Raw genomic sequence first — 21,668 nt, forward strand, 5'->3', positions numbered from 1 at the left:
CGGAGATGTGTATAAGAGACAGATATAGAAGCATAATGACATTTTAGGGAGGACGATGTGTTGCGACGTTTATCACCAGTCTTCATCGAAGAAGCTTTTCGAAGACGATCCTACTATAAAACGTTCTCGTGGATGATTGCAGTCATCGGTCTACTTGCGATTATCGTTGCGTTACACCAATTGAACAAAACACTAGAAGAAGGAAAACGCTTCGAAGAGGCGGCAAAAGCGATTGACATCGTAATCCCAGCAAATCATGCGACTCAAGATTTAACGTCTTATTATCTTGCTTCCTTAGAGAAACAGGTTGAGGAACCACAAGTAACAAAACAAGCAGAAACCTCTCTCTCCCACTTATATGAACAGCTGAAGGAAGAGCAAGCGACTGGCCCAGCACGTAAAGAGTTGTTGGAAGAACTCACGAAATTAGAGCGTCAAGGATACGAGTCCAATCATCGCTTTTTCACAGCCTCTACGAATTTTAAAAGTGAAGTGATTTTTAATCAACTCGTCTTAAGTAAAGAGACTGGTTCCTATTACGATGTGTTCTCGCATCTTATCATGATGGAAGAGCAACTTGGGAAATCGGCACAGATTCTACGAGAAGCACGTCGGGACAACGAAATTAGTTCGATTGATCGATTACGCATCCAACAAATGCGGATTGACTTGCCCATTCGACAACAATCGCTCATGAATGCCTTGTATGAGGTAGTTTCGTTACAAGACGACACAGGGCGCCAAGAGATTGCAAACATGAGAAGTCAGATGCGAAATTACACAGAAACGCTAGATGAACTGTTGAGTACATCAAACGATCAAAACTATGCGAAACTAGCTAATCAGTCTAAACAATATGAAACAAGCATGTACCAGATATATGATCAAAAGTTAAAACAGGTACAACAAGAAATGCAGCACCGAGGATCGCAGATCATTCAAAATGCTTGGCTGCTATTTGCAACAATCATTCTTGTCATTGCGGCATTATTAATATTGAATTGGTTATTATTACGTGCTTTTCGAAAAGATATTTCCTTACTACAAAACGAAGCGAATACGTTTGCTGAGGATCGACGGCAATCGGGGTATCATGTACACGAAAGAAATGACTTCAAGCCGGTCGTTCAAGCCTTCCGGACGATGACAGCAATCATAGCTGGATTACTCGATCATAGTGATGCGAATACAAAAGAGATTAAGCAGAAGAAAGCCGAAATCGAATCTCTCTTTTCTCAAAATACAGATCCAATTCTTGCTTTATCGTCGGACTATACGATTTTAAATGGAAACGATCGTTTTCGACAGTTAACGCATGCCACTTCGGGTTGGACGATTGAAGAATTGGTGCATCCAGCTGATTTGAATCGAATGCGACGAGCACTTCAACAAGCGATCGAAGGGAACAGTCAGACGATTCGCTGTAAAATGTTATTTGACGAAGATATTTTAAATATGTTCGTCAACATCATTCACGTTCCGAACAAAGAGGATGAAACAGGTGTTGCCTTATATCTCTCTTGTCATGATGAGACAGATCAGTTTCGGCGAGAAGAACGCATTACACAACTTGCGCTTTTTGATATGTTGACGGGGTTACTGAACCGAAATGGATTTGAACAAAAGATGCAGGATGCACTGAGAGCACCACAAACAGGCGAGCTCGTCACTATCAGCATTCGTCAATTCCGTCGAATCAATGATATTTACGGTCATGGGGCAGGAGATCAGATTTTAAAGGATCTCGCGAATCGACTGAAGCATCATTTCATCGGAACCGGACAAGCAGCACGTATTGGTGGAGATGAATTCGCTGTATTAGTCGCGCAACAGGATATCGTTGATTACGAGAAATTAAAGCAAGTCATCGAACATGTTTATGAAATTAACGGAGAATTCGTGAACGTCAGCATCAGTATGAGTATGGTCCGCTATCCGGACGATGCAGTAGCTGTCACTTCGTTATTATCCTCTGTCGATATTGCGATGCAACATGCGAAACAACAGACAGAAGGTGGACCGGTCTGGTTCGAACCTTGGATGAGCGCGGAATATCTGGAATCGGTCGTATTGGAAGGGGAGTTACGGGATGCGATTGAAAAGAACGAGTTACAATTGTTCTACCAACCGCAAATCAACCTTGCGACACGGCAGGTGGATGGTTGTGAGGCGCTCTTGCGCTGGTTCCATCCAGAACGTGGCATGATCAGTCCGGCAGTCTTCATTCCGATTGCCGAGCGATCGATGCTCATCGAAGAAATTGGGATGTGGGTCGTCGCTGAAACGGTTCGCCAAGTAGAGGCGTGGAAAGAAACGGAGCTCGGGTCGCTTCGCGTCTCAGCGAACTTATCCGTAAAAGAGCTCGTCTCTGGTCGGATTGTGGATTACCTAACGGGCGTCCGAGAAATTCATCCTGGAATTGAAGACCGGATGGAACTCGAAATCACGGAATCTTTCGGTGTCTTTTCGGACGGACGTGTCTTTGAGGCGCTTCAGACGTTACACCAAATGGGTTATCGTCTGGCGATCGATGACTTTGGTACCGGTTATTCGTCTTTGTCCTACTTGAGTCGATTGCCTATTCAGCGACTGAAAATCGATCGCTCGTTCATCAGCGGTCCGGATGCCTGTTCGAACGCACCGCTCATCGAGACGATCATTAAACTGGCGCATACATTGAAATATGATGTTGTCGCCGAAGGCATCGAGGAACTGGAGCAGGCGAATCATCTGCAACAGCTGGATTGCGAGTATGCACAAGGTTTTTATTATTCAAGACCAATCCCGGCAGACGAGTTCCGCGTCTGGTACGGAAAGTATCATGAAACGCTTTTATCTGAATGAATCACTAGTTACAGTCTAAAGATTGAGGTCTCTTAAAATAGAAAAGGTGAGTTTCCGGACGGAAACTCACCTTTTTCAATGGATAAATTGAGGAAATCGAATAATTAGACGCGATCGAGCACGAGGTCGTCCGCTTGTTCGAGATACGCTTTGACCGGTGCAACTGCTGCCTCGACCGTACCTGGTGCGAACGGAGACTTCAATCCAGCACGTTCGACGAGCGTGAGGAAGCTTTCCGATCCGCCGGCACGACAGAGATCGAGATATGACTTCCAAGCCGCTTCCCGGTCTTGTTCCATCCAAGCATAGAACTGGAAGGCACAGACTTGAGCGAGCGTGTAATCGATATAGTAGAACGGACTGCCGAAGACGTGTCCTTGCTGATGCCACCATGCACCTGAATCGAGATAATCGTTCGCTTCGTAATCACGATGCGGCAAGTATTTCTTCTCGATCGTCCGCCATGCTTCGCGACGCTCAGCTGGTGTCAATTCCGGTTGATTGTAGATGACGTGTTGGAACTCGTCAATCGCAACGCCGTACGGAAGGAATGTGACGCTTCCTGCGAGATGATTGAATTTGTATTTCGCTGTCTCTTCACCGAAGAACTCTTCCATCCACGGATAAGCGAAGAATTCCATCGACATCGAGTGAATCTCACACGCTTCATACGTTGGGAAAGCACTCTCTGGAGCTGTCAGGTGACGGCTCTCATAGACTTGGAACGCATGTCCGACTTCGTGCGTCAGGACATCGATGTCGCCTGCCGTTCCATTGAAGTTCGAGAAGATGAACGGGAGTTTTTCATCTGCGATGTAGGTACAATACCCACCGCCGGCTTTCCCAGGCTTCGCCGTTAAATCGAGTGCTTCCCGGTCGAGCATATAGTTGAAGAACTCGTTCGTCTCCGGTGACATCTCTGCGTACATCTTTTTGCCGCCATCGATGATGAACGACTCTTCGCCTTTCGGTGTCGCATTACCAGACTTGAAGGCAAACCCTTCATCGTAGTAATACAACTGATCGACACCGATCCGTCGTTGCTGGCGTTCTTTAAGTTGTGTCGCGAGCGGAACGATCGTCTCACGGATTTGTTCGCGGTACTGTTCGACCATCGATTGGTTATAATCGACGCGGAGCATCCGTGCGTATCCGAGCTCGACGAACGATGGGAAGCCGAGTGTCTTCGCGATCTCGGTCCGGATGCGGACGAGTTTGTCGTAGATCGTATCGATTGCTTCACCTTGTTCTTTTAAATAGCCGTAGCGTGCTTCAGAAGCTGCTTTACGGACATCACGATCAGGTGACTGAAGATAGGGACCGAACTGCGATAAGTTGAGCGTTTTGCCATCGAACTCGATTTGAGCGGAAGACATCAGTTTCGTATATTCACTCGAGAGACGGTTCTCTTCTTGGAGTTTCGGAATGATCTCTTCCGAGAACGTCTTCAGGCTCGCTTCCGCAATCAAGAATAACTGTTTACCTTGCGTCTGTTCGAGTTCACTGCGGAGTGGGTGTGTCGTCAATGCTTGATAATAGCTTGAGACATATCCTTGATAGATCGCACTCGCTTCATCAAAGAAGCCTTGCTCCGTCTCATAGAACGTATCGCGTGTATCGATCGTGTGACGGATCTCGACGAGCTGGCTTGCCGTTTCAAATTGATTTCTGAGGGTATTAATCTCAGTGATGGCTGCGTTTGCTTCATCTACCTGTGTGGCTTCCGTCAGTCGAGCGATCGCTTGATTCATGGATGTTTCAAGCAAGGCAAGGTCAGGACGGACATATGTAATTTCTGAAAATGGCAACATGTAAGCGCCTCCTTATGATTTCTAACTATTATCACACAAAAATACTTGCAAAACCAGAGGGACAAACGTATGCTTTTTGTGAGAACGTGAGCGAGCTGTCTGACAGCTTACTCCTATAAAAAATCGAAACTTCCATTCGGAAGAAAAACGATCGAGAAAGTAGAGGGATAGTATCATGGGATTCTTAAAAAAATTGTTTGGTGGTAACGACGCAGGAAACGCGAAAATCGCTTCTGCACTTACAGGTAAAATCGTCAACATCGAGAACGTACCCGATCAAGTTTTCTCTCAAAAAATGATGGGCGACGGTGTCGCGATCGAGCCAACTGAAGGTAAAGTCGTCTCGCCGATCAACGCAACGGTTGAAACGATCTTCCCAACAAAACATGCAATCGGTCTAAAAGGTGAAGATGGTCTTGAACTGTTGATCCACGTTGGTCTTGATACAGTTAACCTTAAAGGTGAAGGCTTCACGGCTCACGTCCAGTCAGGTGACAAAGTCAAAGCAGGAGACGTCCTCGTCGAGTTCGACCTTGACTACATCCGTGCGAACGCACCATCGACGATCACACCGATCATCGTAACGAACCACGATCAATTCACGCTTTCAGCTGTACCAGCGGAAGGAACTTCTGTTGTCGCAGGCGATACAGAGCTCTTCAAAGCAACACACAAATAAGATACGATACGCCTCCATTCCTTGCGGATGGGGGCTTTTTTGTCGTCTCCTCCCGTGTCTTACCGTTTTGTAAGAGAAGTGAAAGCAAAGTCCATTTTGAGAAAAGCAGGGAAGGGCTAGACTGAGTGTAACGAATCAAACACAGGAGGCATTACAGATGAAAGCAATCTTACAAGCAGAACAGATTTCAAAAACGTATCAAACGAAAACAGCGCGCCACGAAGCACTGCGTCCGACGACGCTCCGTGTCCACGAAGGAGAGTTCGTCAGTATCATGGGTCCATCCGGTGCCGGGAAATCGACATTACTTAACCTGCTGTCGACGATTGATCAGCCAACGGACGGCTCGATTTTAATCAATGGAGCAGACGTGACGGCGATGAAGGAAAAACAATTGGCTCGTTTCCGCCGGGAACAACTCGGCTTCATCTTCCAGGATTTCAATCTCCTCGATACGATGACGGTCCGGGAAAACATCGCCTTACCGCTCTCACTCGCGAACGTCGATAAAAAAATAATTTTAGAACGTGTCGATCGTGTGGCGCGTCAACTTGGTATCTACGACTTACTCGATAAACGTCCAGTCGAACTATCGGGTGGACAAAAACAACGGACGGCTGCCGCGCGTGCGATCATTCATGATCCGTCACTCATTTTAGCCGACGAGCCAACCGGTGCACTTGACTCGAAGTCAGCGACCGGGTTACTCGAAGCGATGCAATCGCTCAACAACGAAGGCGCGACGATTTTAATGGTAACGCATGATCCGATGACAGCGTCTTATGCGGAACGGATTCTGTTCGTCAAGGACGGAGAGCTGTTCAAGGAAGTCCATCGCTTTGGTTCGCAGAAGGAATTCTTCGAACAGATCATGGAAGTTCAGCGTGAACTCGGAGGTGCCGTCCGTGAGCTTGTCTAAACTGGCGTTTCAAAATTTGAAGAACATCCGTCAAAACGTGATGTACCTCGGTGCGGTCACGTTTGCGATTCTGATTTATTACACGTTCCTCGCGATTCGATCGAATGAAGCGATGCTTCAGGCGAACGAATTGTACGGCAAACTGGGAACGGTCTTTACCGGAGCAAGTGTCATTCTAGCGCTTTTCTCTGCTATCTTCATCTGGTATTCAAGTGACTTCTTCTTACGTCGTCGTAAGAAGGAAATCGGGCTTTATGCATTACTCGGTTTAGAACGAGGGCAGATTGCTCGCCTGATTTTCCTTGAGACGATGGGGTACGGAGTGATTGGTCTGATTCTCGGAATTGCGATCGGTACCGTCGCTTCGAAATACTTCGTGCAGTTGCTCGCTTCCGTCATGGCGATGCAAGTCGATGCGACCTTTACGATCAGCGGAGCTTCCGTCCTGCAGACGATCGGTGTTTTCCTTTTAATCTTTCTGATCATCGCTTTACGTTCGGCTCGGACGATTTATCGTTTTACATTAATCGAACTGTTCAAGGCAGAACAACAAGCGGAATCGCTTCCGAAAGTCCATCCGATCCTAGCGGTGCTTTCGGTCGTCTTGATCGGTGTTGGGTACTATTTGACCGGACAACCGTTGATGGATCACTTTACGATCGTTGCCCCACTCTTGATGCTCTGCGTCATTCTCGGAACGTTCGGAACGATGAGTTACTTCACGATCTTCTTATTGCGCGTCTTAAGTAACCAAGCGCGACATTTCAAAGGAACGAATTTGATTTTGCATGGGCAATTGTTGTCACGAATCAAATCGAATGCCGTCATGCTGTCGACGATCACAGTCATCACTGCCGTCACATTGACGACAGTCGGTACAGCGACATCGATTTATTATTTCATCGATCAGACCGTCGAGGAGCAAGTTCCGTACAGCCTATCGATTGCGAGTAAACAATCTGAAGCGGAACAACTGATTGCAAAGTCTGACCAAAAGATCGACAGCCGGACGATGGTCAACGTCAAGAACGTCGACCATCAGATGACCGATCTGCCGAACCCGCTGACGTTCACGCGCTACTACGCGACGTATGCGTATGAAGACCAGCCGGGACAATTCAGCTACGTCAACTATTCGGACTACGTCAAGCTCGCGAAAGCGAACGGGAAAACGGTCATCAAAGAACCGAAACAAGGCGAAGCGATCGTCCTTGAGACATTCAAAGGAAACGATTTGTTGAAGATGAAAGTCAAATCGCCGGTCGGTGTTGAAATCAAGGACGTTCATGAGTCCTTTCGCATCACCGCTGCGACGAATCTACCGATCGCTCAACTTTATGAGAAACAGCGTCTCGCCTTCGTCGTAAACGATGATGCGTTCGCGAAGATGCCGGAAAAAGGCTTCACGCTGACGAATTATCAGTTCTCAGATGAACGTCATGACGATGGATTGATGAAACAGTTGACACAACTATATGGAAAACAAGCGGACACGGAGATGGCGGCGTACTATCCTGTCTATACGATGACGACAGCAACGACAGGCTTACTCGCGTTTGCTGCCGGCTTCCTTGGTCTCGTCTTCTTGCTTGCGACGGGTTCAATCATCTACTTCAAGATGCTCGCGGAAGCAGAAGAATCGAAACAACGGTTTGCCATCATCCAGAAAATCGGTGTCGATGAGAAAGAACAGACGGGCATCATCCGTCGCCTTGTCGGATTCGTCTTCTCCTTACCGTACGCGCTCGGACTTGTTCATAGTTTAGTTGCGATGCAAGTCTTGCAGAAACTGTTGAACTACAACATCGTTCGTCCGACATTACTTGCGATTGTTTGTTATACGATCGTCTATCTGATCTACTATATCGTCACGGTCCGTGCGTACCGCCGCATCGTCACGTGATGAACTAAATAGGGGTACACAGAACTGGAAACGGAATAATCGTTTCCAGTCCTTTTTGAGTTCGTTATGATAAAGGGAGAAGGAGTTGATAGGAACGATGCATACGATTTTATTAGTCGAAGATGATATGAAGATTGCCACATTATTGAAAGAACTACTCGAACGCTATGATTTTAGAGTCGTCGTTGAAGATGGACGAGGAGATGTCGTTGCGGTCTTTGAAGAGACGAATCCAGACGTCATTCTATTAGATGTCAATTTACCGAAGTTTGACGGTTTCTATTGGTGTCGACAATTGCGGATGAAGACACGGGCACCCATCCTGTTCATCTCAGCACGGGTCGGGGAGATGGATCAAGTCATGGCGCTCGAATACGGAGCGGATGATTACATCGTCAAACCGTTCCAAGGAGCGGTCGTCATCGCGAAGATTAAAAGTCAGATTCGCCGAGCTTATGGCACGCTGTCGAACGAGACGGATGAGCGGACGGTGACGAAAGAAGGGGTCACGCTGTACTTGGACCGTTATATCGTCGAGTACGGAGAACAGTCAATCGAGCTGTCAAAAAAAGAGGGACTGATCCTTGAGATGTTGCTGACGGCAAGTCCACGAATCGTCAGTCGAGGCGATCTACTCGAACGGATTTGGGATGACGAAGCATTCGTCGATGAGAATACGTTGAACGTCAACATCACGCGTGTCCGCAAACGGCTTACCGAGATCGGTGTCGCTGGACTTGAGACGGTGCGAGGCGTCGGTTATAAACTGGTTCTTGAACCATGAAGCTCTTTTTACGGCACGCGATACCAGGCATCATCTTCTTTACCGGACAAATGCTGATTTTATATGCCGTCTTATGGCTCTACGATCTTTATCGCCCAGCAGCCTTCTTTTATATCGTGCTCTTGAACAGTATCGGTCTCTTGATTTATCTCAGTTATCGTTTCTTCAGCATGCTTCCGTTGTTGCGACGGATGCAACAGCCGGTCCAATCGGTCGCAGAACCGATTCGCAGTGATAGTGAAGAACCGATTTCCGTCGCTGTCGAACAATTTTTAGAACGGCAACAGACCTTGTTTCGAAACAGTCTGTTTGCTGAGCGACGGAAGGAAAAAGAGCGGCATCGGTATGTCGACCAGTGGATTCATCAAATGAAGACGCCGTTATCCGTCATCGAACTGATTCTCGAACATCCGGGGGAGCACTATCAAGCTGATTTGCGCCAAGAGGTCGATCGGCTGCGCAGTGGACTCGACCAGATGCTCTATTCGTCACGTCTAGAAGCGATCGAGACGGATCTGAAGGCAGAGCAGTTATCCTTAAAGCCACTTATTACCGGCATCATTAATCAGGAAAAACGACTATTCGTCAAAAATCAGGTTTTTCCGAAACTCGATATCGCGGAGGATATGTACGTCTATACGGATGCGAAGTGGTTTCGATTCCTTGTCTTACAGCTTGTGACGAATGCGATTAAATATACGACAGGTCACGGACGAGAAGTCGTCTTGAAGGCGGAGGAGATAAATGGGCAGGTCGTTTTGTCGATTCGAGACGACGGCGTCGGGATTCCAAGACGAGATGTCCCACGCGTCTTTAATGCGTTCTTTACCGGTGAGAATGGGCGACGTTACGGGGAATCGACCGGAATGGGACTGTATTTCGTCCAGCAGGTCTCGATGAAACTCGGACACGAGATTGAACTTGAGAGTGAGGAAGGCATCGGGACGACATGTCGGATTCGTTTAGTAGGAGGTCGCGCACATGATTGAGGTGAAACAATTAGGAAAGGTCTATCCCGGAAAGGTGACGGAACAGCCGTTGACGGATGTGAACTTCCGAGTTGAAGAAGGCGAGATGGTCGCAGTCATGGGACCGTCCGGTAGTGGCAAATCGACACTGATCAACTTGCTTGCGACACTCGACGAGCCAAGTTGGGGATCGATTCTGATTGATGGCGTCGATACAGCGACGTTTAAGCGAAAAGAGATGACACGCTTCCGACGCGAGACACTTGGGATCATCTTTCAGGAATTCAACTTACTCGACTCCTTGACGCTCGGTGAGAACATGCTCGTTCCATTGATGTTGTCTGGGAAAAAAGCAAAACTGGCGCGTGAAGAGATGGAGCAGTTGGCTCGTCGCCTTCAGATTGATGATTTGCTCGATAAGCAGGTGGACGAAGTAAGTGGTGGACAACGGCAGCGAACAGCGATCGGTCGCGCCTTGATTCATACGCCGCGTCTGATACTTGCGGACGAACCGACCGGAGCACTTGATTTTCAAGCGACAAAACATGTCATGGATGTATTAGCAGAACTGAACGCGACGGGGATGACGATGGTCATCGTGACGCATGATCCGCAAGTCGCTTCGTATTGTAATCATGTCTTGTTTTTAAAGGACGGTAGCGTGCAAACCGAGTTATTCCGTGATGAGCCACGACGGATCTTCTTTCAACGTGTCATTGAGTCGTTATCGTTGTTAGGAGGGGATGAGCATCAATTATCTGCAATACGCCCTACGTAATATCCGGCGCTACCAGCGGTTGTACTATGGGTATGCCTTGACGATCATCATCGCGATGACGATCGTGACGAGTTACTGGAACTTGCTGACGAACGGATCGTTTCAAAACGTCGCCAAGATACTCAGCCAATTGAACCAAGTCATCGAGATGACGATCTTGTTCGTCTTCATCGCAGAACTGATCATCCTATTTTTTAGTATCCTGTTCATCTATTCGACGACCTATACGATGCTTGAGCACCGGAAGAACGATCTCCGAACGATGCGGACGCTCGGTAGTGGATTATCGCACTTCTTGAAGTATTTTTTGATTGAGGTTCTGATCGTCGGCGGATTAGCGATCACGGCGGGGATGATACTTGGAAATGTCTTGACGAAGATGCTGTTACTTTCTGTCGTCAAAATCATGTTCTTGCCACCGATCGAGTTTGAGCTGTCGTTTTATGCGATTCTTGCCTTGATTGGTGGCGCCTTCCTTGTTTTACTGATCGCGACCGTTCTGGCGATTTACCGTTTTCGTCCGGATCGACCGGTCCGTTCCCGTTCACTTTTTCGAAGAAGAGTTTGGATTCTGACACAGGTCCTCGCTCTATTGCTCTTGATTTACGGATATGTCCTCGCGTTCGTTCGAATGTATGGATTTTATATGTTATTCCCGCTTGTCATCTTCATCGGTTCCTTTTTCATTTGCCGCTATATCTTACCGTGGTTGATCCAGCTATATCGTCCATGTCGGTTGTCTCTTCGGAAACTGATCGTTTCGGAGATCGCCAATCAGTTACGAACGAATAGTACGCTGATTGCCCTCGGGACGATCTTGACGTCATGTGCGCTGACGGCAGTCGGACTTGTCTTCTTGTTTCAATTGATCGGACTCGATCTCTCGTCCCAAAATCAATTTGGTCTCGTCTATTATGAAGAATCTGCTCAGCCGACGAAGCGATTGAAGGATATTAAACAGACGATGACGGACGCATTTCCGGATCGCTATCAGCAAGATATTGAAGTGAAGGCAGAAGGGAGGCGTATCTTTTTACCGATTTCTGCTTACAACAAGATGATGCGTCAATTGCACCTTGAGGAGCGGACGGCGACCGGTCGACAGAGTTTCTTCGTACCCGCGCGACCGGTGCAACTCGAAGAGAATACACCAACGATGAAAAAGGCGGAACAGGCGATGAAACGAGAAGGGTTTAAGCTGCTCTCGCCGTCTTCCCATGATTTAGTGTTCGGCTATAACTATCAGATCGAAACGATATTCGTCGTCAGCGACGCGGTCTTCCCGACACTTAAACAACCTGTTCGGCAAATCGTCGTCTTCGATACGCCAGCCTACCATGATTATGGAACGAGGGACTGGAAGCAGTGGATGAAGATCGTTCGCAATATTCAATCCGCAGCCAAGCTGGATGAGAAGCAGCCGGTTCCCTATCAGTTGATCAATGAGACGGAAGATGAGATCGACGGGATCCGGATCGTACGACTCGTCACGTTCGTCGTCATCCTTCTGACGATCTGGTTGTTCGTCATCAATGCGAGTTTCCTGCATGTATGGATGCAGATGACGGCAGAGCAGGAACAAAAACGGATGAAGACATTGTTTGCACTCGGATTCGGATCCGGAAACATTCGTCGTTACTTGCTCATGAAGTATGGTGCGGTCTTACTCATTCCCTATCTGATTTCCGTTTTTCATGCTTTTTTGTTGTTCCAAGTCGTCGTGACACAGGCTGGACTGGAAATGAAACCTTTTCTTAATCTCGCTGTGTTTTGGATCAGTATCGTCACCGTTGGATACTTCCTGAGTGTCTTGCCGATTTGGCTACGGTACCCGCGCCATCTGTTCCGGAAATCATCTGAAAGTTCGATGTATCCAACACCGAATTCAAGGGTATGATGATACCATAGGAACAAGGGAGGGAAACGTATGCTAGACCATTCACCATATCGAGGCTACGGTGACCGAATTCGGATTTTACGAGAGCGTGCCGGGGTTACGATCGAACAGCTGGCAGAACGACTCGGTGTCGCACCGTACTTCATTCGCCGAACGGAACTTAGCGAAGTCTATCCAACAAAAGCGTACATCGAGGCACTGGCTGACGCTTTGAACATCGATGCGAGTTACTTGGCCCGTCATATCTGGACAGGAGAATCCTTGAAGTTCATCATGCAACAGAAGACGCCACTTGAAGAGATGAAGCTTGCTTATGAGCAGACGCTCGGACAAGACGGGACATGGGTCGAAGAGCAGCTTGAAGAGCGAATGCGCCTGTTTGACCTGATGTACGACGAAGATGTCAAACGGATCGAACAGACGATGAGCGCAACCGAGCAACGCATCTTTCATGAACTGGTTGATGCTGTGATGGAAGCAGGAGAGTTACGACGCGATCAAGCAGAAGAGACGTTTGAACTATTTGAGGATAAACTTCCAGCCATGATGCAACTCGACGAGTATCTCGACCGAATGACAGATGGTGTATCGTTAGCTCGTTCGACATATTACGCGGATTATAGTGACTGGAAAAGCCGTTCACGTTATCATCGAAAATAAAAAAGTCGCTGTCTTCTGATTGACGTTCAGAAGACAGCGACTTTTTTTAACGTGTATTGTTTTGTGACATCTGACGTAAACGTGGATTCTTAATACGTGTCCGACCGATGATGAATCCAATGATTGCATTCGCGATGACGAGTACCCAACCGACATAGCCGAAATTGAGGGTTAAGCTACCGAGCATCGCTTGCCATTTGAAAATCATCATCAAATCACCACGCAAGACGAAGCGTGCGATACAGACAAGTAAAACCGTCAATCCAGCGATGAAGACACCAACCCAGCTTCCGTATAAGCGAGAAGACTGACGGCGAACCGCAACGAAGGACCAGCAAAATAGACTGGCGACGAACGTCATCCCACCGTAAGCAAGGACGAGTTCCCATGTCGCACTCGCCTGCGGAAATTTCGTGAACATGACAAGTGACGAGACCATGGCAGCAGCTGTGAAAAGAATCGCTGCCCAAAAACGAGACCGCATAACGTAGTTCCTCCTAAAGGCTTTTTCTCACCTAACGATAGCGGAAACGATTCGTCTTGTAAACTGTTACCGGCGACCGCTTAAGATCCGGCGCAACTGTTTGAGTGGATTCGATCCATAGAACAGAACACCACCCCGGTAGAATTTCGTTCCGACGAATAAGGCAAGCGAGATGCTGATCAGCATCAAGATGAGCGAAATCGACACTTGCCATAGCGGTACATCGGTCAACATGACGCGCAGGAACATGACCATCGGTGTAAAGAACGGCACGAACGACAGGACGACGACAGCTTGGTTCGTCGGTGCATTCAGACTAAACATCGAAATCATGAAAGCTGCGACGATCAGCAAGATGACTGGTAACGTCACTTGCTGCGCATCCTCGACTCGACTGACGAGCGAACCGAGTGCCGCAAGGAGCGTCGCATACAGGAAGTATCCGAGCAGGAAGAAGACGAACAGATAAATGATCGTTCGAGCACTCAAGGAATCGAGTGATAACTGATCGAATAAACTGCTGTTTTGAGCACTGTAGTAGCCGACACCGACGAGAATCGATAATTGTACGAGACTGACCGTAGCGATCGAGAGGATTTTCGCCAGCATATGTTGAATCGGACTCGCTGCTGAAATCAGCAATTCCATGACACGGGATGACTTTTCGTTCGCGATTTCTGTGACGATCATCCCACCGTAAATCGCAATCGTGAAGTACATCAAGAATAGCAACACATAGACGAGCGCCGAGGCAGCAAAGAGTTCATCTTCACTTTTCCCACCCGTCGACGTCAACTCCTGTTTGACAGGAACAGGTTCAGCGAGTGAGGCGAGGACGTTCGGATCGATTTCAGCATCCGTGATGACGGCTTGGTCACGGACTTGTTTGACGACCGTTGCGACCTGTGTCTGTAATTCAGACTCAGGACTAGCACTGACGAGTGTCACGTCATACGAATCCTGAACGATTGCCACGGCATCGAATGTACCGCGGTCGACGGCCTTTCGTGCTTGTGCGACCGTATATTCCTTCGTCGTGATGTCTGAAGTGACACCAGCTTTCTTCAAGGCCGGACGAAGATCGGTCGATAGTTCGCTGACGAGAGCAACTTTCGGATCGTCACCAGAAAACCAGTCGAGAATCCGTTCGATATTGCCAAAACCGACGAGGAACAGGACCATCAGGACCGTCGAGATCAAAAAACTTTTAGCACGCAATTTTTGCAATAGATTGAAGCGATATAAAGTCAGGAATTTACGGTTCATAACGTTTGCCGACCTCCTCGATGAAGATATCCTGCAGGGATAACTGATCCCAGACGAAACGATCGACATGGTGTCCTTGACTGACGATATGTTGGAGAAGTTGATCAGCCGTTTCTTTTGAAGAGACTTGGACGATATGACCATTGTTGTCTGACTCGACTTGTAGGACACCCGGTAAGCTATCCCATAGGAGTGGTGGGGCATCTGTCGTCAAAAGGACACGTGTTTTTCCGTATCCCGCCTTGATGTCAGGAAGATAGCCAGCAACGACGGGTTTTCCGTGATCGAGGATTGCGACGTGTTCGCAGAGTTCTTCGACGTGATCCATCCGGTGACTCGAGAAGACGATCGTCGTTCCGTCGACGGTTAACTTTTTGACGGCACGTTTTAATTGTTCCGCATTGACCGGGTCGAGTCCGCTGAATGGTTCATCTAAAATCAGCAGTTCAGGTTTATGTAGGACAGCAGAGATCAACTGAATCTTTTGTTGATTTCCTTTTGAGAGTTGTTCGACGCGCATTTTTTCATACTGCGGAATTTGGAAATACTCGAGCCATTCCGTCAACGCTCGTTTCGCATCCTTCCGTTTCATATCGCGGAGTTCTGCGAGGAACAAAAGTTGTTCATCGACGCGGACTTTTGGATACAGCCCTCGTTCTTCCGGAAGGTATCCGATTTTTGAAGTCGGGATGCGCTCTCCGTTCCAGGTGATCGATCCTTCAGTTGGTTGCAGTAGACCGAGCAGCATCCGGAAGGTCGTCGTCTTCCCGGCACCGTTCGCACCAAGCAAACCAAAGATTTGCCCGCGTGGCACCTCAATCGTCAGAGCATCTACGGCTGTAAAATCGCCGAAACGCTTCGTGATGTGTTTGATTTCTAACATATGAACCTCCTTTAAAGACGTCTGTTGCACGACAAGTGTATCATTGTTACCTAGTGTCCTACGGTTTAAATTGGATAAAGGTTCCAGAAAAACGAGGAAAGGCTTATTAGTTTACTTTTTGTTCTTTAGTTACTATTATTGTGTTAATAGATACGACTGAAGGAGGAACGCATCATATGAAAACGCAAGGCATCCATCATATCTCAGCAATGGTCGGCGATCCACAAGAAAATCTCGATTTTTACGGAACCATTCTCGGACTACGATTCGTCAAAAAAACGGTCAACTTCGATGATCCAGGAACATACCACTTCTATTTTGGAAATGAATCCGGAGCACCGGGAACGATCATCACGTTCTTTCCGTTTAAAGGCATGGCAAAAGGGAAAGTCGGTGCCGGACAAGTCGGAACGACAGCTTACGCGATTCCGGTCGGTGCAGCAGATTTTTGGAAAGCGCGACTGACGGAAAAAAACGTCTCGTTTGAAGAGACGGTTCGTTTCGGAGAGCAGCAGATCGCCTTCGAAGATCCACATGGTCTTCAAATTGAACTCGTCGAACGCGAGGCGGGATCAGACAGTCGCTATGAAATCGATGGCATCACGCGTGAGGTTGCGATCAAAGGATTCGCCGGAGCGACGTTACTGTCGCGGGATCCATCAGACACAGCAAAATTACTGACAGACACATTCGGGCTGACACTCAGTAAACGGACGGAAACCGTTGACCGATATATCGCAGAAGGCGAGTTCGGGAATGTCGTTGACGTCGTTCATGGTCAAATGCCAGTCGGTCGTCCGGGAACGGGAACGGTTCACCATATCGCGTGGCGGGCAACGGATCAAAAGGAACAACTCGACTGGATGAACGCCATCAACGCGTTCGGTTTGCTGACGACTGAAGTGAAGGACCGCAATTACTTCACGTCGATCTATTTCCATGACCGCGGTCGGATCCTCCATGAAATTGCGACCGACAATCCAGGATTCGCAATCGATGAAGAGTTTGAGATGCTCGGAGAAGACTTGAAGTTGCCGGAACAATTCGAAGCACATCGCACGGCGATCACAAATCATGTAACACCTATTACTGTACCGAAGGGGAGACTCGTATGATTCATTTATACCAAGCACCAAAAACAGCAGACGCACCGATCTTTTTATTCTTACATGGCACAGGTGGAACGGAACAAGATCTCGTCGGGCTCGTCTCGTTGCTCGATTCGGAAGCAGGCTACTTGTCCGTCCGCGGAGAAGTCTCGGAAAACGGGATGCCACGATTCTTCAAACGACTCGCGGAAGGCATCTTCGATGAAGAAGACCTCGCTTTACGGACAGCACGTTTAATTCAGTTTTTACGTGATCAAGCAGCAGAGCGTAGTTTTGATCTCGATCGTCTGATTCCAGTCGGATACTCGAACGGGGCGAACATCGCGGCGAACATGTTGTTCGAAGAAGCTTTGTTCAAACAAGCGATTCTGTTGCATCCGATGGTACCACGTCGTGGTGTGACGTTACCTGACCTATCGGACGTGCGCGTCTTCATCGGTGCAGGTAGTAATGATCCGATCTGTCCGGCTCAGGAAACGGAAGAGTTATCAGCACTCTTGAAACAAGCTGGTGCATCAGTCGACGTCACGTGGTCGAATTATGGTCACCAACTTGTCATGCCAACGATTGAAGCAGCAACGGATTGGCTGAAACAGTAAAAAAGGGCTGTCCCATCTTCCTCTTTCATAGAAGATGATGGGGCAGTCCTCTTTTCGTTTCAAGCAGGATGATCACTTTTTGGTCGAGAATAGACGATGAGCACACCACGTTCGACGAGCTGGAGGGCGAGCGTCTGTTTCACTTCTTCCGATGCTTTCGTCTTGGCAAGTTGTCGGTAGAGCAAGCGAAGTTCACGGCGCATCGTCTTACGGATCAGCCACATGCTATCAATCGTCGTACACCAACTGGTCACGGTCTCGTGTCCGATGTAATACTGGGTCTGACGTTCGAGATAACGAATCCACCACTCGTCACGCGCCATTTTTAGTACGACACCTGTGAAGCCAAGTACAAGGATGGCGAGGGGAATGCTTTCATATAAAGGAAGACGACTAAGAACGGTACCAACATTCGTGACGAGGGCAAGCATCCCCCATCCTATGCATCCGATGACAAGCCAATATCCAAAGTTGAGAGTACTTCGATGTCGTAACGTCACTTTCGGCGTAAGCAATGAAGTGGCCATCAGAAACACCTCCTTGTTAAATAATCGAATTTTCTGACAATTTGTAGTTGTCCTTCTACTATAGTTACTTTTTCCCGAATCGTCTAGTCATTAGACATGGAAAATGTGTTTCTTTCTTGACGAAATTCGTGTACGCTAAATGTAGAAGTGAGCGGTTACATAAAGGGGGATATAAAGAAATGATGGATCAAGTGATTTGGATTGCTGTCGGTATCGTTGCCGTTGCGGTTTTCTCAGCATCGAGTGTCGCAGCGTACATGGGTGTCAAGAACCAAGAAGATTAAGAATCGAAAAACGGCTCATCCTGATCATCGGGATGAGCCGTTTTTTTGATGTGCCATCGATTATTTGTTTGCTGTTATATCTGCTTGCAATGCATAAGGTTTCAGGGCATCGCTCCAGCGTAAATAACCGCCACCGACGAGATGTAATCCATCATACGTCAAGCGATTCTGAAGATATCCTTGTTTATTCGTCAAGACAGGTCGTAAGTCGACGAATGGAACCTTAAGCGATTGAGCGAGATTTTGTAAATTCCGGTTCAACGCTTCGACATCACGGTTGATTCGGACGGAGTCTGAATACTTCGGTGCCACAGGAACGGTTGACTGAACGACGACGTCAATGTTATTTTTTCGAAGTGTCGTCACGATCGTCGTCATGTTCTCGGTAATTTGTGGAATCGGCGTATAGTGACGGATATCATTAATACCACCCATCAGGAAGACGCGTTTTGGTTTCATCTCGAGAATCAGGTCGAGACGAGTCAAAAAGCCTTCTGTCGTATCGCCAGGAATCCCGAAATTAATAATTGTCGGATCATCCATCAAGATGCGCCAATCGGCAAAATTCGTCATCGAGTCACCTAACATGACAGCGTTCGCTGATTTTGGGTATTGATAAGTATGGAATAGACTATTCAAACGGACATAGTTCGGATTCTTATCGTATTGGAATGTCGTGACTGGAGTCGTACTCGTTGCAGGTAAGACGCTTTCGAACAGTTCGAGCGGTTTACGTCCCAGTAACAATGCAAGGAGAACGACGTTCAAGACGATGGATAGAATCAGGAGTGTCTTTTTCATAAACATTCGTTCCTTTCGAGGGAGTATAAGGGGTAGTGTAACATGAATCGGAATCCGTGGTTTGATAATATTAAAGGTTTTCTTGTCATTTTCGTCGTCATCGGTCACATGCTGACAGATTTACGGTTTGATTATGATGGAAAATTACTCGAAACGGTCTATCTATTGATTTATTCGTTTCATATGCCATTATTCATTATTTTAAGCGGTTATTTCTTCCGCGAAAACAAGTATTTACGTGTCATCCAGCTTTTCGCGGTGTATTGTGTCTGGCAGATCTTGATCGGATCTTGGGCGACACTCGGGGAAGGAAACCCGATTTTCTCAGGAGAAAACATTGGAACGCATCTATTACGGCCATACTGGGCACTTTGGTATTTATTCGTCATGGTCGTCTGGTATATCGTGACGCCTTATGTCGTCCATTTACGCGGCTACGTCTGGTTCGGTCTCGCGTTCGCTCTATTATATGGTTTTGAGCTTGAGAATACAGGCTTCTTAGCACTTCGTAAGTTGATCATGTTCTATCCGTACTTCTTACTCGGAAACTATTTATCAGAACACGAATTCATCCGGATCTTTGAAATGCCGAAAAACTTTAAACGACGGATGAACGTCCGCTTAATCGGTGGGATCACATTTGTGGCCGTCATGGGCTTTTTGTTATTTGAAGCGTGGCGTGACACACCACAAGAGATCGTTGATTTCGCGAATGCCTTCAAGCATCGTTTCCCTTATGTTGATCAATACGATAGCGATGCCTGGTTAGGTGTCATCAAACATAGTGTCATTTATTTCTTGTCAATTGCGGCTTCCCTTGGTTTCATGATGTTGATTCCGATGCGTCGCCTTCCGCTCATCACACGGGCGGGGGAACTCAGCCTCTATGTCTATTTGCTTCACGTCTTTTTCGTCATGGCGTGGCGCCAGTATGTGACGGAAGCATTCGTACCGCAACCGTGGCTAGCGTTACTGATCATGATTGGCGTTGCCTTGCTGATCGTCGGTATCATCATACACCCGCTCGTCGTTCGTGTCCTCCGTCCTTTGATTGAGATTGATATTCGTCCAATCGTCGAGAAACGGGAAGACCTTTCAAAATAAGACGGAATGCTTTACACTTTAAGATAGATGGATTACAAGACGAAGGGCGTGGAAGGAATGTCATATAATTTAAATAACGCAGACGGTGTCGTGAACGTCTCGCAACAAGTCATCGAGGTCATCGCAGGCGTAGCCGTTCAAGAAACGGAAGGGATCGCCTTCACAGCAGATGATTCAAAACTGCAAGAGAAACAGATGGTTAAACTCGTGAAGGTCGAGGATGTCGGCGGCGAGATTACGATCAGTTTGTCTGTTCATATCAAGTACGGAATGTCGATCATCAAGACGGCGGGGAAAGTGCAGGAACGGATTGCGCAAGACATGGAGAACATGCTCGCGTTCCAACCGAAAGCAATCAACGTCCGAGTGATTGGTCTCTTAAAAGGATAACAGGACGAAAAACACTTTGCTGAAATCGCAAGGTGTTTTTCTTTTTAAGTAAAACATTTGATAACGCTTGCAAAGAGATGAGAGAATTAGTAAAATTGTTTGTGAGGCAAGTGCAATCGTTTGCACAACGTGTCATTCGATTTCTTGCCTTTCATGGACGATGTATGAAAGGATGGATGTCGGATGGCACCAACGATCGAAGCGGTCATTTTTGATTTAGACGGCGTAATCACGGATACAGCAGAGTATCACTACTTAGCGTGGAAACAATTAGGAGAGGATTTGGATATCCCGTTCGACCGGGAATTCAATGAGACATTAAAAGGTGTCAGCCGGATGGATTCACTCGAGCGTATCCTTGCGCTTGGTGGAAAACAGGATGCTTTTTCGGAAGACGAGAAGCTAGCACTCGCTGCGAAGAAGAACGAACACTATGTCACATTGATCCAGCACATCTCTGAACAGGATCTTCTTCCTGGAATCACTGCATTCCTTGATGAAATCCGAAACGCTGGGCTGAAAATCGGGATGGCGTCCGCTTCTAAAAATGCGCTGATGGTCGTCGAGGCATTAAAGGTTCGACATTACTTCGATGACATCGTAGATGCTGCAACTGTTGCACAATCGAAACCACACCCTGAAGTGTTTCTCCGTGCTGCGGAAGCGCTCGACGTCGAACCAAGCCGTTGCATCGGTGTAGAAGATGCGACAGCGGGCATCACTGCCATCCACGCTGCCGGTATGTATGCCGTCGGCGTAGGACCGGAGTCGGCGCTCCATGAGGCAGACTATCGTGTCGATTCGACAGATTTGCTTTCCCTTGAGCAAATCCTCGCTAGTCGCTAACTGAGATTCATTCATTCCCTGATGATTGAATCGCAATCAACCTCTCTTTTCTTTTATGTGTCAGAAAAAGAAGTGATTTCCCTGAATCTCTTCTTTTTCAAAAAAATAACGCTCAGCCGTATGATTCGGCTG

Annotated in this window: 20 protein-coding genes; 14 read left to right on the forward strand and 6 right to left on the reverse strand. The window is 47.5% G+C overall.

The features are described from left to right. Window positions 1-57: 57 nt before the first annotated feature. Window positions 58-2,844 (forward strand): putative bifunctional diguanylate cyclase/phosphodiesterase, encoded by a 2,787-nt coding sequence (locus tag F8N00_RS06380; RefSeq protein WP_421017932.1) that lies wholly within the window; start codon window positions 58-60, stop codon window positions 2,842-2,844. Between the two features lie 104 nt (window positions 2,845-2,948). On the opposite strand, the gene F8N00_RS06385 is transcribed toward F8N00_RS06380, so the two are convergent. Beyond that, on the reverse strand, window positions 2,949-4,652 hold the full coding sequence (locus tag F8N00_RS06385; protein WP_421017935.1) for a M3 family oligoendopeptidase: 1,704 nt from the start codon (window positions 4,650-4,652) through the stop codon (window positions 2,949-2,951). Window positions 4,653-4,830: 178 nt separating this feature from the next. On the opposite strand from F8N00_RS06385, the gene F8N00_RS06390 reads away from it, so the two are divergent. The 8 genes from F8N00_RS06390 (at window position 4,831) to F8N00_RS06425 (ending at window position 13,243) form a co-directional block, all read left to right on the forward strand. After that, a complete protein-coding gene (locus F8N00_RS06390) occupies window positions 4,831-5,334 on the forward strand; it encodes a PTS sugar transporter subunit IIA (RefSeq protein ID WP_035396161.1) in 504 nt (167 codons plus the stop codon). A 157-nt stretch (window positions 5,335-5,491) separates the two neighbouring features. Continuing rightward, complete coding sequence (locus F8N00_RS06395; protein WP_058264636.1) at window positions 5,492-6,253, forward strand: ABC transporter ATP-binding protein; 762 nt, start codon at window positions 5,492-5,494, stop codon at window positions 6,251-6,253. Continuing rightward, window positions 6,240-8,156 carry an ABC transporter permease gene (locus F8N00_RS06400; RefSeq protein ID WP_214746839.1) on the forward strand — a complete coding sequence of 639 codons (1,917 nt, stop codon included), beginning with the start codon at window positions 6,240-6,242 and terminating at the stop codon, window positions 8,154-8,156. The genes F8N00_RS06395 and F8N00_RS06400 overlap by 14 nt, the downstream gene beginning before the upstream one ends. 97 nt (window positions 8,157-8,253) lie before the next feature. Further along, window positions 8,254-8,940, forward strand: coding sequence for a response regulator transcription factor (locus F8N00_RS06405; RefSeq protein ID WP_421017933.1), 687 nt, complete (start codon window positions 8,254-8,256; stop codon window positions 8,938-8,940). After that, window positions 8,937-9,929: a sensor histidine kinase gene (locus tag F8N00_RS06410; RefSeq protein WP_023469322.1), complete on the forward strand. Its 993-nt coding sequence runs from the start codon at window positions 8,937-8,939 to the stop codon at window positions 9,927-9,929. Before F8N00_RS06405 ends, F8N00_RS06410 begins: the two co-directional genes overlap by 4 nt. Beyond that, a complete protein-coding gene (locus F8N00_RS06415; protein WP_023469321.1) occupies window positions 9,922-10,686 on the forward strand; it encodes an ABC transporter ATP-binding protein in 765 nt (254 codons plus the stop codon). Before F8N00_RS06410 ends, F8N00_RS06415 begins: the two co-directional genes overlap by 8 nt. Then, window positions 10,652-12,583 (forward strand): ABC transporter permease, encoded by a 1,932-nt coding sequence (locus tag F8N00_RS06420; RefSeq protein WP_421017934.1) that lies wholly within the window; start codon window positions 10,652-10,654, stop codon window positions 12,581-12,583. Before F8N00_RS06415 ends, F8N00_RS06420 begins: the two co-directional genes overlap by 35 nt. A gap of 30 nt (window positions 12,584-12,613) precedes the next feature. Then, window positions 12,614-13,243 (forward strand): helix-turn-helix domain-containing protein, encoded by a 630-nt coding sequence (locus F8N00_RS06425; protein WP_410756201.1) that lies wholly within the window; start codon window positions 12,614-12,616, stop codon window positions 13,241-13,243. A 46-nt stretch (window positions 13,244-13,289) separates the two neighbouring features. Here the strand turns inward: F8N00_RS06425 and F8N00_RS06430 are convergent, their stop codons facing one another. From F8N00_RS06430 to F8N00_RS06440, 3 genes are all read right to left on the reverse strand, one after another. Continuing rightward, window positions 13,290-13,727 (reverse strand): hypothetical protein, encoded by a 438-nt coding sequence (locus F8N00_RS06430; RefSeq protein WP_023469318.1) that lies wholly within the window; start codon window positions 13,725-13,727, stop codon window positions 13,290-13,292. 66 nt (window positions 13,728-13,793) lie between these two features. Then, on the reverse strand, window positions 13,794-14,993 hold the full coding sequence (locus F8N00_RS06435) for an ABC transporter permease (protein WP_023469317.1): 1,200 nt from the start codon (window positions 14,991-14,993) through the stop codon (window positions 13,794-13,796). Then, window positions 14,983-15,876: an ABC transporter ATP-binding protein gene (locus F8N00_RS06440; protein WP_047393127.1), complete on the reverse strand. Its 894-nt coding sequence runs from the start codon at window positions 15,874-15,876 to the stop codon at window positions 14,983-14,985. Before F8N00_RS06440 ends, F8N00_RS06435 begins: the two co-directional genes overlap by 11 nt. A gap of 176 nt (window positions 15,877-16,052) precedes the next feature. Here F8N00_RS06440 and F8N00_RS06445 point away from each other — a divergent pair, with 176 nt between their 5' ends. After that, window positions 16,053-16,991, forward strand: a complete 939-nt coding sequence (locus F8N00_RS06445; RefSeq protein WP_058264638.1) for a VOC family protein — start codon at window positions 16,053-16,055, stop codon at window positions 16,989-16,991. Then, window positions 16,988-17,584 carry an alpha/beta hydrolase gene (locus tag F8N00_RS06450; protein ID WP_055969045.1) on the forward strand — a complete coding sequence of 199 codons (597 nt, stop codon included), beginning with the start codon at window positions 16,988-16,990 and terminating at the stop codon, window positions 17,582-17,584. The genes F8N00_RS06445 and F8N00_RS06450 overlap by 4 nt, the downstream gene beginning before the upstream one ends. A 59-nt stretch (window positions 17,585-17,643) precedes the next feature. Here the strand turns inward: F8N00_RS06450 and F8N00_RS06455 are convergent, their stop codons facing one another. Then, window positions 17,644-18,111 (reverse strand): hypothetical protein, encoded by a 468-nt coding sequence (locus F8N00_RS06455; protein ID WP_410756198.1) that lies wholly within the window; start codon window positions 18,109-18,111, stop codon window positions 17,644-17,646. 344 nt (window positions 18,112-18,455) lie between these two features. Next, window positions 18,456-19,196, reverse strand: a complete 741-nt coding sequence (locus F8N00_RS06460) for an SGNH/GDSL hydrolase family protein (RefSeq protein WP_023469311.1) — start codon at window positions 19,194-19,196, stop codon at window positions 18,456-18,458. Window positions 19,197-19,238: 42 nt separating this feature from the next. Between F8N00_RS06460 and F8N00_RS06465 the strand changes: the two genes are divergently transcribed. From F8N00_RS06465 to pgmB, 3 genes are all read left to right on the forward strand, one after another. Beyond that, complete coding sequence (locus F8N00_RS06465; RefSeq protein WP_035396182.1) at window positions 19,239-20,300, forward strand: acyltransferase family protein; 1,062 nt, start codon at window positions 19,239-19,241, stop codon at window positions 20,298-20,300. A 57-nt stretch (window positions 20,301-20,357) separates the two neighbouring features. Next, complete coding sequence (locus F8N00_RS06470) at window positions 20,358-20,690, forward strand: Asp23/Gls24 family envelope stress response protein (protein WP_035396186.1); 333 nt, start codon at window positions 20,358-20,360, stop codon at window positions 20,688-20,690. Between the two features lie 183 nt (window positions 20,691-20,873). After that, window positions 20,874-21,536 carry a beta-phosphoglucomutase gene (pgmB, locus tag F8N00_RS06475; RefSeq protein ID WP_023469308.1) on the forward strand — a complete coding sequence of 221 codons (663 nt, stop codon included), beginning with the start codon at window positions 20,874-20,876 and terminating at the stop codon, window positions 21,534-21,536. Window positions 21,537-21,668 lie beyond the last annotated feature (132 nt).

The sequence above is a fragment of the Exiguobacterium sp. A1_3_1 genome, from assembly GCF_048985645.1.
Classification (GTDB): Bacteria; Bacillota; Bacilli; order Exiguobacteriales; family Exiguobacteriaceae; genus Exiguobacterium_A; species Exiguobacterium_A indicum.